Raw genomic sequence first — 14,087 nt, 5'->3', positions numbered from 1 at the left:
CTATCCGTGTGAGCCCCCCGAGGGGCGTGAACTCCCCGCTCAGCGGCGGGCGCGGCGGGCGTCCCTGATCCGGCGCAGGCGGTTGACCGTCACCGGGTCGTGGGCGAGGGCCAGCGGGTCGTCGATGAGCGCGCCGAGCAGTTGGTAGTAGCGGGTCGGCGAGATGCCCAGCCGCTCCCGTATGACGCGCTCCTTGGCGCCGGGGCCGGGCCACGAACGCCGTTCCACGGCGAGGACGGCACGGTCCCGCTCGGTCAGTTCCGACCGTCCGGCGGGACCGTGCCCCTCGTGCTCACCGTGCTCGGCGCGCTGCTCGTGCTCTTCGCGCGACGTGCCTTCGGGTGCGGTCATAGGACTGACACGCTACTCGGCGTTCTCCGCCGTCGTCGCGTCCCGGCCGATCCTCGCCAGGATCTCCGACGGCACCGCGCCGGGCTGCACCGTCTTGCCGATGTTCTTCTTGATGTCGTCGCTGACACCCGCCCACGACGTCTTGCCGAACGGATACAGCTCGGCCGTCGGCAGCGCCTCCAGGAACTGGCGCAGTTCCTTGTGCTCGTCGTCCGCCACCATCGTCTCGGAGGCGCTGTAGGTGACCGGCAGGAGGTCGTACTGCCCGACGAAGTCCATGACGTTCTTGTCCTCGAAAGTGAAGTCGAGGAACCTGCCCGCCTGTTCGCGGTGGCCGGGCTGCTTGAAGGCCATGATCCAGTCGGCGACACCCATCGTCGCCTTGGACTTGCCGTTGACGCCGGGCAGCGGCACCATCCCCAGCTCGATGCCGGCCTTCTCGGCCTCCTGCATCATCGTCGGGTGCCCGTTGAGCATGCCGACGTCGCCGCTCGTGAACGCCTTGAAGGCATCGGCGCGGTCCAGTTCACCGGGCGGTACGGGGCCGGTGAGGCCCTTGCCGACCAGCTCCTTCTGGAGCCATTGGAAGGTCTGGATGTTCGTGTCCGAGTCGACCGCGTACGAGCCGTCGACCGCGTCCGTGTAGCCGCCGCCACCGCTGAGCATCCACATCATCGTCTCGGCCTGCGCCTCCTCGGCGCCGAGCGGGAGAGCGAACGGGGTCGGTACGTCCTGCTCCTTGAGCGCCTCGGCGTCCGACTTGATGTCGTCCCAGTCCTTCGGCGCGTCGAGACCGGCCGCCGCGAAGAGGCCCTTGTTGTAGAACAGCAGCCGCGTGCTGGCGACGAACGGCATTCCGTACTGGGTCTGGTCGACCTTTCCGGCGTCGGCGAAGCGGGAGAGGAAGTTCGCCTGCGTGGGGATGGAGAGCAGCTCGTCCGCGCTGTACAGCTCTTCCTTCTTCACGTAGTCGGCGTAGGCGCCGATCTGCGCGATGTCGGGCGCCTTGCCGTCCCTGACCATCTTCGCCACGTCGGCGTCGACGGTCTTCCAGGAACGGACGTCCACGTCGACCTTGATGCCCGGGTTCTTGGACTCGAACTCCTTGGCCAGGCTGTTCCAGTACTTCTCCGAGCTGTTGGCGGCACTGTTGCCGTAGTCCGCCGCGACGACTTTCAGGGTGACGTCACCTGACCCGCTGGAGCTGCCGCAGCCGCTCAGCGCCATCGTCATGCCCAGTGCGGCTATCGCCGCGGTATGCCCCAGGAAGCGCTGCTGCACAGCTCTTTTCCCACCCTTGTATTCGCTCGGCCGTCTCAACGGCGTTTTCCGTCCCAGTCGGTCCCCGGTCGGCAACCGTCGGTTCCCCGCGACGTCCTGCGTAGACGAGCTGCGATTTTCCACCATGCGCTGTCGACGGTCTACACCAGCCCCGTATCGCTTCGGCAACTTCCTGTTACCCGGAGGTTTGACGAAGGCTTTGTATGGTCTGGCAACAATCCCGCACAGTGGACTAGACCTTTCTTGGGTTTTCGCGCGAGAATGCGCTCGTGAGACACGTCATCGCCCTGGATGTGGGCGGCACCGGTATGAAGGCCGCCCTGGTCGGGACGGACGGCGCGCTGCTGTACGAAGCGCGCCGGGCCACCGGCAGGGAGCGCGGCCCCGACGCGATCGTCGAGACCGTCCTCGGCTTCGCGGCTGATCTGCGCGCCTACGGCATCGAGCACTTCGGCGAGAGCGCGGTCGCCGCGGGAGTGGCGGTACCGGGCATCATCGACGCCGAGCGCGGAATCGTGCTGTACGCGACGAACCTCGGCTGGCACGACGTACCGCTGCGGGAGCTGCTGGCCGCCAGGCTGGGCGGCGTACCGGTCGCGCTCGGGCACGACGTACGCAGCGGCGGGCTCGCCGAGGGGCGGATCGGCGCGGGCAAGGGCTCGGACCGGTTCTTCTTCGTACCGCTGGGCACCGGCATCGCGGGCGCCATCGGCATCAACGGCGCCATAGAGGCGGGCGCGCACGGCTGGGCGGGCGAGATCGGGCATGTGGTGGTCCGGCCCGGCGGCCCCCGGTGCAACTGCGGGCAGCAGGGCTGTATGGAGACGCTCGGGTCGGCCGCGGCCGTGACCCGGGCGTGGGCGGCGGCGAGCGGCGATCCCGAGGCCGACGCGGCCGACTGCGCGAAGGCCGTCGCGTCGGGCGACCCGAGGGCCGAGGCGGTCTGGGCGGACGCGGTCGACGCGATCGCCGCGGGGCTCGTCACCGCGCTCACGCTGCTCGACCCCCGAAGGCTGATCATCGGTGGCGGTCTCGCCGAGGCCGGGGAAACGTTGTTCACACCCCTGAGGGCCGCGGTCGAGGAGCGGATCACGTTCCAGAAGCTGCCCGAGATCGTCCCGGCGGCCCTCGGGGACACCGCCGGATGCCTGGGCGCGGGGCTGCTCGCCTGGGATCTTCTCTCCACGGAGGTAGCCGCCTGATGGCCGCACACGCCGAAAGTACGGTTCTCACCGGTGCCCGGGTGGTGCTGCCGACCGGGGTGGTGGAGAACGGCCGGGTGAGGGTCGAGACAGGCCGGATCGCCTCCGTGGGCGCCTCCGTAGGAGGAGAGGCGGCCGAGTCCGGCTCCCGCTCCGAGACTCTCGACCTGACCGGCCACTGGCTGGTGCCCGGCTTCGTGGACATGCACAACCACGGCGGCGGCGGCGCGTCCTTCACCTCGGGCAGCGCGGACGAGGTCCTCAAGGGCGTCCGTACGCACCAGGAGCACGGCACCACCACGCTCGTCGCCTCCACGGTCACCGGCGAGATGGACTTCCTCGCCCAGCGCGCCGGGTTCCTCTCGGAGTTGGTCGAGCAGGGCGACCTGGCCGGCATCCACTTCGAGGGCCCGTTCATCTCGCCGTGCCGCAAGGGCGCGCACAGCGAGGTGCTGCTGCGCGACCCGGACCCGGCGGAGGTCCGCAAGCTCCTCGACGCGGCCCGTGGCACGGCGCGAATGGTGACCCTCGCGACCGAACTGGCGGGCGGCATCGACTCCGTACGGCTGCTGGTCGAGCACGGCGTGATCGCCGCGATCGGGCACACCGACGCGACGTACGAGCAGACCGTCGAGGCCATCGACGCGGGCGCGACCGTCGCGACGCACCTGTTCAACGCGATGCCGCCGCTCGGTCACCGCGCACCGGGGCCCATCGCCGCGCTGCTGGAGGACGAGCGGGTCACCGTCGAGCTGATCAACGACGGCACACATCTCCATCCGGCGGCCCTGGAGCTGGCGTTCCACCGCGCGGGCGCGGACCGGGTCGCCTTCATCACGGACGCGATGGACGCGGCCGGTTTCGGCGACGGCGTCTACCAGCTCGGCCCGCTGGAGGTCGAGGTCAAGGACGGCGTCGCACGGCTCGCGGTGGGCGGCTCGATCGCGGGCTCCACGCTCACCCTGGACACCGCCTTCCACCGCGCGGCGACGATCGACCGCCTCCCGGTGACCGACATCGTCCGCGCGATCTCCGCGAATCCGGCGAAGCTGCTGGGTGTGTACGACCGGGTGGGCTCCCTGGAGCCGGGCAAGGACGCGGACCTGGTGATCCTGGACTCGGACTTCGCGGTGACCGGCGTCCTGCGCCGGGGCGAATGGGTGATCAGGCCCCAACTGGGCTGAGGGGCCGGCGGGTTGGGCGGGCGCTGACGCGATCGACGCGGAACGGCCGGGGGTGGCCGCAGGGCTGCCGTCGGTCGGTCGGTCGGTGGGCGGTCGGGGCCACGGCCTAGGCCGCCCGCTTCCCGTTTGGCATGATCAGGGCCGGTACGGAGCGGGCGGCGTGGGGCCGCCCGCCGACGGACGGCCCCGAGGGAGGCGGCACGGCGCATGATTCTCACCGTCACCCTCAACACCGCCCTCGACATCACCTACCGCACCGCCGCCCTGACCCCGCACGCCACCAACCGTGTCGCCGAGGTCTCCGAGCGGCCCGGGGGCAAGGGCGTCAACGTCGCCCGGGTGCTGGCCGCGCTCGGGCACGAGACCGTGGTGACCGGGTTCGCCGGCGGGCGGACCGGGGACGCGCTGCGCGAGCTGCTCGCCGCCGAGCGGCCGGCCGACGCGCTCGTGTCCGTCGCCGGTACCACCCGCCGCACCATCGCCGTCGTGGACGAGGCGACCGGCGACACGACGCAGCTGAACGAGCCCGGCCCGACCGTCACGGCCGCCGAGTGGGCCGCGTTCCTCGCCTCCTACGAAGGACTCGTCGCACGCGCGGACGCCGTGGCGCTGTGCGGCAGCCTGCCGCCCGGCATCCACGTGGGCGCGTACGCCGAACTCGTACGCCTCGCGCGGGCCGCGGGCCTGCCCGTCCTGCTCGACACCAGCGGCGAACCGCTGCGCCGGGGCATCGCCGCCCGGCCCGACCTCGTGAAGCCCAACGCCGACGAACTCGCCCAGCTCACCGGCTCACGCGAGCCGCTGCGCGCGACCCGGGACGCGCGCAGGCGCGGCGGGCGCGCCGTGATCGCGTCGCTCGGCGCCGCCGGGATGCTCGCCGCGACCCCGGACGGGTCGTGGCGGGCGGCCCCGCCGAAGGCCGTACGGGGCAATCCGACGGGCGCGGGCGACTCCGCGGTGGCCGGGCTGCTGTCGGGGCTCGTGGAGCGGCTGCCGTGGCCCGAGAGGCTCGCGAGGGCGGTCGCGCTGGCCACGGCGACGGTCCTGGCGCCGGCGGCGGGCGAGTTCGACCACGAGGCGTACGCGGAGCTGCTGCCGCAGGTCGCCGTGACGGAACAGTCCAGTAGTTGAAGCAGTCGGAACAGGGCAAGCACTTCAGGCACCTCAAGCACTTCAAGCACTTCAAGCTGTCGGAACAGTCGGAACAGGGGTCACATGCCACTCGTCACCACCGGTGAACTCGTCTCGGCGGCAAGGGCCGGCGGACACGGCATCGCCGCCTTCAACGTCATCACCCTGGAGCACGCCGAGGCGATCGCCGCCGGCGCCGAACGGGCGGGCAGCCCCGCGATCCTCCAGATCTCCGAGAACGCCGTGAAGTTCCACGGCGGCCGGCTCACGGCCATCGCCGCCGCCACCGCCGCCGTCGCCCGCGCGTCCGACGCCCCGCTCTCGCTCCACCTCGACCACGTCGAATCGGCGGACCTGCTGCGCGCCGCCGACGGTGAGGGCTTCAGCTCGGTGATGTTCGACGCGTCGAAACTGGCCTACGACGCGAACGTCGCCACCACCGCCGACGCCGTCGCCTGGGGCCACGCGCGCGGCATCTGGATCGAGGCCGAACTCGGCAAGGTCGGCGGCAAGGACGGCGAACCGCCCCTCGGCGCCCACGCCCCCGGCGTCCGTACGGACCCGGCCGAGGCCGTCGCGTACGTACGCGACACCGGCGTCGACGCGCTGGCCGTCGCCGTCGGGTCCTCACACGCGATGACCGACCGCACCGCCGCCCTGGACCACGAACTGATCGGCGCGCTGCGCCGGGCCGTCCCGGTCCCGCTGGTGCTGCACGGCTCCTCCGGCGTCCCCGACGCGGAGATCCGGCAGGCGGTCGCTGCGGGCATGGTCAAGATCAACGTCGGTACGGCCCTGAACACGGCGTTCACCGGCGCCGCCCGCGCCTACCTGGCGGCCGACCCGAAGACGGTCGACCCCCGGAAATACCTCGTCCCGGCTCGCGAGGCGATGACCGGGACGGTGGCGGCGTTCCTGAAGGTGATCAGCGGCTGAGGGAGCCGCCCCGTTACACGGGGAGGGCGGCAAGGAGAACAGGACGGACGGGGAAGGGCCTCAGCCCTTCGCCTTGCCCTTCTCCAGCGACACCTGGTCGAGAATGGCCTCGCACTGGTCGCCCGTCTCGCACGACAGCTTCAGCGTATTGCTGCCCTTGCTGAGGTTGACGTAGGCGAAGGTGGTGGTCCAGCCCTTCTCCCAGTCACCCTCTTTCGCCTGGGCGAAGTTCGCCATGTTCACCGATCGCGGGGTCTGGCCGTTGATCGTGAGCGACGTCTTGGCGTCCTTGCCCGGTACGCCGTAGGTGATGAACAGCGTGTACTCGCCGGCCTCCGGCAGGTCGACCGTCCAACTCGCGGACCCGCCGGGCCCGTTGAACATCACGTACGCGCCGTCCGCGCCCTTCGCGCCCTTGATGTCCTTCGCCAGCACCGCCGGCGCCCCGAGCTGGAGCGTCGCCGCGTCCTGCTTCGGGAGTTCGACGGGCTTGTCGGCGCCGGGGTCCTTCTCGGTGTCCTCGCTCGGAGCCACCGTCTCGCCCGTGGTGGGGCCGTCCGTCGGGCCGCCGTCCGCGTTCTTGGTGTCGTCGCCGTTGGTGAGCAGCGCGGCGGTGATTCCGATCACGACGACCGCCACGACGGCGACAGCGCCGATCAGCAGGCCCTTCGTGTTGGGTCCGCCGCCGTTGCCGCGACCGCCACCGCCGCCCCGCTGGGCGGGAACCGTACGGGTGGCGGCACCGCCGGCCTCGGGGGCCGCGTAGTGCGCGTCGGGGGACTGACCGTAGGGGGCCTGGCCGTGCGGCGCCTGCTGGCCGTACTGCTGCTGGCCTCCGTACTGAGGCTGCTGCCCGTAGGGCTGCTGTTGCTGCGGGACCTGGCCGTACTGACGCTCGCCGACGGTCCTGACCTGGTTGTACGACGTCCTCGGCACACCGGGCTGGGAAGCTGGACCTGGGTAGCCGTAGCCGCCGCGCCGGGCCTGCGCACCGTTTGCGGCCGTCTGTCCGTCCTCGTACAGATAGCCGAACGGATCGTCGTCCTCGGGCGTACTCGCGCCGTTGTTCCCGGCCGTCATCCCTGGGTCACTCCTTACCATCTCGCCAGCGTCGCCGACCGGCCGAGCCTACCTCGATTGGGCAAGCATACGGACGGGCCTTGACTGGAGTGGGCGGTTGCCCCATCCCCCGATGAACATCGGGGCGCGTCGGTGGACATCGGTGAACCGCCGTACAGAGAGATAGGACACGGCGGGCCCGGCGCCCCGGCACAGCGTCGACGTTATCCCGCCCGGCGCTGGACCGTTTTCCGCGAACGCTTCTCGATGTACATCCGCTGGTCCGCCGATTTGAGCACTTCCTCGACGGTCATGCCGCAACTCGCCCAGCCGATACCGAAGCTGGCTCCCACGCGGACCGCCCTGCCGTCCACCCTGATGGGCGGGATGATCGCGTTCCGCAGCCGAACCGCCAGGTCAGCGGCGTCCGTCGCGCCGAGGCCGTCGGCCAGGACAACGAATTCGTCGCCACCGAGGCGCGCGACGGTGTCGCCGTCCCGCACACCGGTGTTGAGCCGACGGGCGACTTCGATGAGGACGGCGTCGCCGGTGTTATGGCCGAAACGGTCATTGATCGACTTGAAACCGTCGAGATCGCAGAAGAGGACGGCGAGGCCCTTGCTCCCGTCGTCGGGGTCGGCGCCCGGCGCGACGGTGTGCACGTGGTGGTCGAGGGGCGCGACGGCGGAGGACGGGTCGAAGCCGTCTCCGTGGAAGGCGCGCTCGCCGACGGGGTCTCCGTACGCGTCGTAGGACTCGTAGGGCTCATAGGGTGACTCGTACGGCCCATAGGGCTCGTACGGCGGCCCGTAGCCGGAGCCGGGGGAGCTGGGCACGGGCGCGTACGCGGCGCCGCTGGTCCCGTTGTAGCCGGGCCCCTGGCCGTACGGGACGACGCCGCCGTAACCGCCTTCGGCGTAGCCGCCGTCGCCGCCGTTGCCCGTGCCGCCGTTGCCGACGCCGGAGCCGTACTCGCCCTCGTATCCGCCGAAGGCCTTGTCCACGGCCTGCACCGCCGTCTCCCGCACCGATATCGCGCCCGGGCGCTCGCAGAGGCGGGCGCTGAGGCGGGCGCGCAGCTCGGCGCTGTTGGGCAGGCCGGTCAGGGAGTCGTGCGAGGCGCGGTGCGCGAGCTGCAGCTCGTTGCGCTTGCGTTCCTCGATGTCCTCGACGTGGGTAAGGAGGAAGCGGGGGCCGTCGGTGGTGTCGGCGACGACCGAGTTGCGCAGCGACACCCACACATAGGTGTTGTCCCGCCGCGCCAGCCGCAGTTCGGCGCGGCCGCCCTCGGCCGAGGTGCGCAGCAGCGTGCCGATGTCCTCGGGGTGGACGAGGTCGGAGAAGGCGTAGCGGCGGATCGCGGAGGCGGACCGGCCGAGCAGCCGGCACAGCGCGTCGTTCGTACGGAGCAGCCTGCCGTGCTGGTCCCCGCCCATCTCGGCGATGGCCATCCCGCTGGGCGCGTACTCGAACGCCTGCCGGAAGGACTCCTCACTGGCCCGCAGCGCCTGCTGTTCACGCTCCAGCCGGACCAGCGCGCGCTGCATGTTTGCTCTGAGGCGGGCGTTGCTTATCGCAATGGCGGCCTGGGAGGCGTACATCTGGAGCGCCTCACGCCCCCAGGGGCCCGGACGGCGCCCGCCGCGCGGTCGGTCGACGGATATGACCCCGAGGAGCTCCCGGCCGCCCCCAGGGGCGTACATGGGCGCGTAGAGGCGGTCCTGGGGGTGCCACTCGTCCTCGAAGCGCGGATCGGGTCCCTCGGTGTACCACTGCGGGACGTCGTCCTCCAGCAGGATCCAGCCCTCGGTGTGGGGTATGTACCGCAGCTCACCCCAGGTCTCGCCCATGCTGAGCCGGCGTTCCCAGGAGGCGCGCGCGCCGACGCGTCCGGTGATCAGCGCTTCGGCGGCGGCGTTGCCCGAGAAGGCGGCGACGACCAGGTCGCCGTCGGGCTGTACGAGGTTGACGCAGGCCAGCTCGTAGCCGAGACCCTTGACTATGCCGTCGGCAACTGTCTGCAGGGTGTCGGCCAGGCTGCGCGCGGTGTTGAGCTCGCCGACAACGTCATGCAGCTGCCGCAGGGTCGCAAGGCGGACGTACGGCTCCGACTCGGTCTCCATCGTTCGCTCTCCCCGAGACCTCGACAGCAACTCCAGAATTCTTATCGGCTCGCTTGATGCGGTATCCCGGCCACTGAATCACAGCGAGCTGTGCACTCGGTACACAGGGTCAACAATTCCTGGGCCCTGTGAGCCAAGTCACATGAGAGGAAAGAGGGTTGGGTGGGGGCGTGGGAGCGCTCCAGAGCTTTCATGAACGCAAATATCGAGGTCGGAGTCGTACGGCAGGGGGCGCGTGACGGGGCGCACTACCAGCGCACACTACGGCGCACGGGGCGCCGCGAGGCCCCTGGACCGTGCGGGACCTAGGTCTCGGCTGGTCCTGTGGCCCGATGCGGGCCCGCCGCCGCCGGAGCTAGCGTGGACGCCGTGCTGCAGAAGACAACCGCCCCGCAGACCGAGGCCGTCCCATCCGAGGCCGTCCCCCATCCTGAGGGAGTGAGTAACGACGAGTTCCGTGCCGCGCTCTCCCGGCTGGCCGCCGGGGTGGTGCTGGTCACCGCGTACGACCCGGACGACGGCCCGAAGGGCGCGGACGCGGGGATGACGGCCACCTCCTTCATGTCGGTGTCCCTGGACCCACCTCTGGTGGTGGTGAGCCTGCGCACCGGATCCCGGATGGACGACCTGCTGGACGAGCAGCCGATGTGGGCGGCGTCGATGCTCTCCGAGAACCAGGTGCAGATCGCCGGGCGCTTCTCCATGAAGGGCCGGATCAGCGACCGGCTGCTCTTCGAGGACATGTCGTACCGGCGCGGCGAGGTGAGCGGGGCTCCGCTGATCGACGGCGCGCTGACGGTGCTGGAGTGCCGTACGGAGCAGCGGATCGTGACCGGCGACCACACGCTGGTCGTGGGGCGGGTGCTGACGGCGGCCGTGCCGGGGGGATCGGGGGACGTGGGGCCGCTGGCGTACTTCCGGGGGAAGTACCGGCAGTTGGCGCAGGGCTGAGGGGCTGGAGCTGAGCCGAGCTGTCAGCGTTGCGTCGGCGGCGCGGGGTCGGCGTCGCCGTGTCGGACTACGACCAGTCCCGGCCGTTGCGCCCGCGCTTGGTCTCCGCGCGCTGCTTCTTCTGGCGCAGCCTGCGCTCGTTGATGCCCCGCGGGATCTTCGTGGCCCGGCGCGGCCGCGGCGGCGGAGCCGTCGCCTCGGCGAGGAGCGAGGCCATCCGGACCAGGGCCGTCTCGCGGTTGCGCCACTGCGAACGGTGTTCGGACGACCGTACGGTCACGACACCGCCCACCAGCCGGCTCCCGAGCCGCTCCAGCGCCCGCTCCTTCCACACCTCGGGCAGCGCCTCCGTCCTACCGAGGTCGAAGCGGAGCTCCACCTGCGAGTCGCTGGTGTTGACGTGCTGCCCGCCAGGTCCCGACGAGCGCGAGAAACGCCACATGAGCTCGGCCTCCGGAAGGGAGACGGAGCCGCGGATGACGTGCGGGGACCCGGACATGTGTTCATCGTCCCGTGTCCGCACAGACAAATCAAAGGCGTTAAGGAACCTCTGGGTCCTCTCTCTGCGTTATGCCGGGTGACGGTAGCTTCGGAAGCCGATAGAAGCCCGCACAGAGTCGTAGCAACGAAAGGGACCATCCCCATGGCTGTAAGCCTGTCCAAGGGCGGCAACGTCTCGCTCACCAAGGAGGCGCCGGGCCTGACAGCTGTCACGGTCGGCCTCGGCTGGGACGTCCGCTCCACCACCGGCACGGACTTCGACCTCGACGCCTCGGCGATCGCGGTCAACGCGGGTGGAAAGGTTGTCTCCGACAGCCACTTCATCTTCTTCAACAACAAGTCGACGCCGGACCAGACCATCGTCCACACCGGTGACAACCGCACCGGCGAGGGCGCGGGCGACGACGAGGCGATCAACGTCAACCTGGCGGGCCTGCCCGCCGACGTCGACAAGATCGTCTTCCCCGTCTCGATCTACGACGCCGAGACCCGCAGCCAGAACTTCGGCCAGGTCCGCAACGCGTACATCCGCATCGTGAACCAGGCCGGTGGCACCGAGATCGCGCGCTACGACCTGAGCGAGGACGCCGCCACCGAGACCGCGATGGTCTTCGGCGAGCTGTACCGCAACGGCGCCGAGTGGAAGTTCCGCGCGGTCGGCCAGGGTTACGCCTCGGGCCTCGTGGGCATCGCCACGGACTTCGGCGTCAACCTCTGAGTCACTGACTCTCCGGGTCACTGACCGAGCGAGTGCGAGGGGCCTCCGGCTGCCGGCCGGGGGCCTTTGGCGTGTCCCGGGGCCCTGATGCGGCTTCTACTCGTCCGGCGGCGGCTTCTCGGAGCCGTACAGCCAAGCCGCCCAGAGCGCCGTCAGATCGCGGTCCGTCCGCCGCTGCGCGAAGGTGGTGAAGTCGGCCGTGGACGCGTTGCCGTGCCGGTGCGCCCGTGTCCAGCCGCGTACGAGCGCGAAGAACTCCTCGTCGCCGACCGCCAGTCGGAGCTGATGGAGCACCATGGCGCCGCGCCCGTACACCGGCCGCGCGGAGATGTCGGCGGCGGTGGGCGGTTCGGCCGGCGGAAAGGCCCAGTTCTCGTCGTCCGCGTACGCCCGGTCGAAGGCGCGCGATGCCGGGACTCCGTCCTCGGACTCGGCCCAGAGCCACTCCGCGTACTCGGCGAAGCCCTCGCTGAGCCATATGTCCCGCCAGGACTTGGGGGTGACGGAGTTGCCGAACCACTGGTGGGCCAGCTCATGGACGAGAATCCCGATGCCGCTGGGACCGGGCAGGAAGGGCCTGTTCTGGGTCTCCAGGTTGTAGTCCGCGTCGCCGGGCCGCCCGATGATCACACCGGTGGAGGAGAACGGATACGGGCCGAAGGTCTGCTCGCCCCACTTCATGATCGCGGGGATCCGCGCGAGCAGCCCGGCGCTGCCGGCGGCCACGGTCGGATCGACGGCGGTGTGGACGGGGATGGAGCGCGTGGAACCCGTGGAACGTGTGGGGCTGGTGGGGTGTGTGGGGCTCGCGGAGTCCCTGGGGTCCGTGGCGTCCGTGGCGTCCGTGGCGTCCTGAGAGGTCTTGGTCCGGTACGGGCCGACAGCGACCGTCGCGAGATAGCTGGCCATCGGTTCGGCGCAGTGCCAGCTGAAGGCGGTACGGCCGCCGGCCGTCCGCTCGCTCGTCAACTCACCGTTGGAGATGGCCTGTTGCCCCTTCGGGACGGTGATCCGGATGTCGTACGCCGCCTTGTCGCTGGGATGGTGGTTGCCGGGGAACCAGGCCATCGAACCCCTCGGCTGGCCCAGCGCGACGGACCGCTTTCCCGCCCTGAGCCAGCCCTCCCTCGTCCTGTCGGCGTCGGTCAGGGCCCTCGGGACGCCGGAGTAGCGGACGACCGTACGGAAGGTGGCCCCGCGCCCGATGTCCGCGCGCGGGCGCACCGTCAGCTCCGTATCGGCGCGCCGTACACCGGCCCGCGCGCCGTCGACGGTGACCCGGCCGACGGTCAGACCGGCGAGGTCGAGGTTGAACGCGCTGAGCGGGTGCGTGGCGCGGGCGGTGATCGCGGCGGTGGCGTCGAGGCGGCCGACGGCGGGGTCGTAGTCGAGAGTCAGGCCGTAGTGCGTGACGTCGTAGCCGCCGTTGCCGAGGCGCGGGAAGTACGGGTCACCGGCGCCGGCGGCGCCCGGGGTGCCGGGAGCGCCCCGGGCAGGCCCCGGCCGGTCCTGGTCGGCGCAGCCCGCGAGGCCGCCGAGGCCACCCAGAGCGCCGAGGACCAGGATCAGGAGGGCGGTGGTGAGGGATGCCGCCGTGCTACGGGGCGGGCTCTGGTACGGGTTCCGGTGCTGGTGCACGCGGTGATCGTAGGCCGCGCCCGGCCCACTCCCCGGCGGGCGGAAACTCGTCCGCGCGGCGCCGTGACACCATCAGGCGCGTGCTTGACATCGGCTATTCCCTCTCCCGTCGCTTCCCCGATCCGCCGCAGACCGACTACCGCCTCGCCGACGTCCGGGCCCTGCGGCACGATCTGTTCTGCGGCGACGTGTACCTCGCCGACACCAAGGCCGACCGCGAGGTGTCCACAGGCTGGGGATGGGTGCCGGTGCTGGACTTCGCCTGGGCGCTGTGCGACATCGTGGAGCAGGTCGACCGCGACCCGCGCGGCAACCGGTCGGCCAACAGGCAGTACGCCGAGCTGGACTTCACCGAGTCGACGGACCGCATGCTCTTCGAGCGGCGCTTCGGCTGGGTGGACGTGACCGCCGACTGGATGCCGGCCGACGAGGCCCCGCTCACCTTCGGCCACCGGCTGCTGCGCCGCGAGTCGCGAGACTTCCTGCACGACCTGCTGGCCGATCTCGGGGACATGCACGAGGGCCTCATGGACAACCCGATGATCTGGGATCTCCAGTCCCGCTTCCCCCGAGTCTGAACACTCGTCCCCGCCCGGCCGCAACCCATCCGACGTGCTACGACGTGAGCCGACATGGCCCCACGTGAGATGAGATGGGCGAATCCTCGCGACCCTGCGGGATGTTTTCGGATTGGCAGGAGTACATCCGTGAGAGCCGGGCAGACGCACTTCTGCCGGGACGCCACCAGGAACCAGACGCCAGGTTCACCCCCCACATGGCTGAGCCCCCGGAGCACATTGAAGGCCCCGACCCACCCCCCACGGTCGGGGTCTTCCGCTTGCCGGCTCCCTCCCCCTGCCCCCGTTCCACCCGGACACCTCCTAGGCCCTGTCTTCAAAGTCCCGCCTGGCCTGCGACGCCTGGCCTGCGACGCCTGGCACGGCACCTCGCCGCGTTGTCGGAGTCGCCCAAGTACGCCCAGTACGAGGCCGATCCTCCGCCTTGCGATGCA

The 14,087-nt window shown here is 70.9% G+C and carries 13 protein-coding genes; 7 read left to right on the top strand and 6 right to left on the bottom strand.

The window, feature by feature from the left end:
* Positions 1 to 39: 39 nt before the first annotated feature.
* Positions 40 to 351, bottom strand: coding sequence for a DUF3263 domain-containing protein (locus tag ACFUN8_RS07920; protein ID WP_383633146.1), 312 nt, complete (start codon positions 349 to 351; stop codon positions 40 to 42).
* A gap of 12 nt (positions 352 to 363) precedes the next feature.
* On the bottom strand, positions 364 to 1,584 hold the full coding sequence (locus ACFUN8_RS07915; protein ID WP_383633378.1) for an extracellular solute-binding protein: 1,221 nt from the start codon (positions 1,582 to 1,584) through the stop codon (positions 364 to 366).
* Positions 1,585 to 1,901: 317 nt separating this feature from the next.
* Between ACFUN8_RS07915 and ACFUN8_RS07910 the strand changes: the two genes are divergently transcribed.
* From ACFUN8_RS07910 to ACFUN8_RS07895, 4 genes are all read left to right on the top strand, one after another.
* Positions 1,902 to 2,834, top strand: coding sequence for an ROK family protein (locus tag ACFUN8_RS07910; RefSeq protein ID WP_383633143.1), 933 nt, complete (start codon positions 1,902 to 1,904; stop codon positions 2,832 to 2,834).
* Positions 2,834 to 4,018 (top strand): N-acetylglucosamine-6-phosphate deacetylase, encoded by a 1,185-nt coding sequence (gene nagA / locus ACFUN8_RS07905; protein ID WP_383633140.1) that lies wholly within the window; start codon positions 2,834 to 2,836, stop codon positions 4,016 to 4,018. Before ACFUN8_RS07910 ends, nagA begins: the two co-directional genes overlap by 1 nt.
* A gap of 207 nt (positions 4,019 to 4,225) precedes the next feature.
* Positions 4,226 to 5,149, top strand: a complete 924-nt coding sequence (locus ACFUN8_RS07900) for a 1-phosphofructokinase family hexose kinase (RefSeq protein WP_382561284.1) — start codon at positions 4,226 to 4,228, stop codon at positions 5,147 to 5,149.
* Between the two features lie 84 nt (positions 5,150 to 5,233).
* Positions 5,234 to 6,085 carry a ketose-bisphosphate aldolase gene (locus ACFUN8_RS07895; RefSeq protein ID WP_383633137.1) on the top strand — a complete coding sequence of 284 codons (852 nt, stop codon included), beginning with the start codon at positions 5,234 to 5,236 and terminating at the stop codon, positions 6,083 to 6,085.
* Between the two features lie 60 nt (positions 6,086 to 6,145).
* Here the strand turns inward: ACFUN8_RS07895 and ACFUN8_RS07890 are convergent, their stop codons facing one another.
* Both ACFUN8_RS07890 and cdgB read right to left on the bottom strand, forming a co-directional pair.
* On the bottom strand, positions 6,146 to 7,165 hold the full coding sequence (locus ACFUN8_RS07890) for a carbohydrate-binding protein (protein ID WP_383633134.1): 1,020 nt from the start codon (positions 7,163 to 7,165) through the stop codon (positions 6,146 to 6,148).
* Between the two features lie 203 nt (positions 7,166 to 7,368).
* A complete protein-coding gene (gene cdgB / locus ACFUN8_RS07885; RefSeq protein WP_383633131.1) occupies positions 7,369 to 9,267 on the bottom strand; it encodes a diguanylate cyclase CdgB in 1,899 nt (632 codons plus the stop codon).
* A gap of 369 nt (positions 9,268 to 9,636) precedes the next feature.
* Here cdgB and ACFUN8_RS07880 point away from each other — a divergent pair, with 369 nt between their 5' ends.
* Entirely contained in the window at positions 9,637 to 10,218 is a 582-nt protein-coding gene (locus ACFUN8_RS07880; protein ID WP_383633127.1) for a flavin reductase family protein, read from the top strand.
* A 67-nt stretch (positions 10,219 to 10,285) separates the two neighbouring features.
* Here the strand turns inward: ACFUN8_RS07880 and arfB are convergent, their stop codons facing one another.
* Positions 10,286 to 10,717, bottom strand: a complete 432-nt coding sequence (arfB, locus tag ACFUN8_RS07875; protein WP_383633124.1) for an alternative ribosome rescue aminoacyl-tRNA hydrolase ArfB — start codon at positions 10,715 to 10,717, stop codon at positions 10,286 to 10,288.
* A gap of 144 nt (positions 10,718 to 10,861) precedes the next feature.
* Between arfB and ACFUN8_RS07870 the strand changes: the two genes are divergently transcribed.
* Complete coding sequence (locus tag ACFUN8_RS07870) at positions 10,862 to 11,437, top strand: TerD family protein (RefSeq protein ID WP_354606872.1); 576 nt, start codon at positions 10,862 to 10,864, stop codon at positions 11,435 to 11,437.
* Positions 11,438 to 11,533: 96 nt separating this feature from the next.
* Here the strand turns inward: ACFUN8_RS07870 and ACFUN8_RS07865 are convergent, their stop codons facing one another.
* Entirely contained in the window at positions 11,534 to 13,075 is a 1,542-nt protein-coding gene (locus tag ACFUN8_RS07865) for a M1 family metallopeptidase (protein ID WP_383633121.1), read from the bottom strand.
* 80 nt (positions 13,076 to 13,155) lie between these two features.
* Here ACFUN8_RS07865 and ACFUN8_RS07860 point away from each other — a divergent pair, with 80 nt between their 5' ends.
* Entirely contained in the window at positions 13,156 to 13,653 is a 498-nt protein-coding gene (locus ACFUN8_RS07860) for a hypothetical protein (protein WP_383633118.1), read from the top strand.
* Positions 13,654 to 14,087 lie beyond the last annotated feature (434 nt).

The organism is Streptomyces sp. NPDC057307, assembly GCF_042667665.1.
In the GTDB taxonomy this organism is placed as follows: Bacteria; Actinomycetota; Actinomycetes; order Streptomycetales; family Streptomycetaceae; genus Streptomyces.
This window is presented reverse-complemented; position numbering and strand designations above follow the sequence as displayed.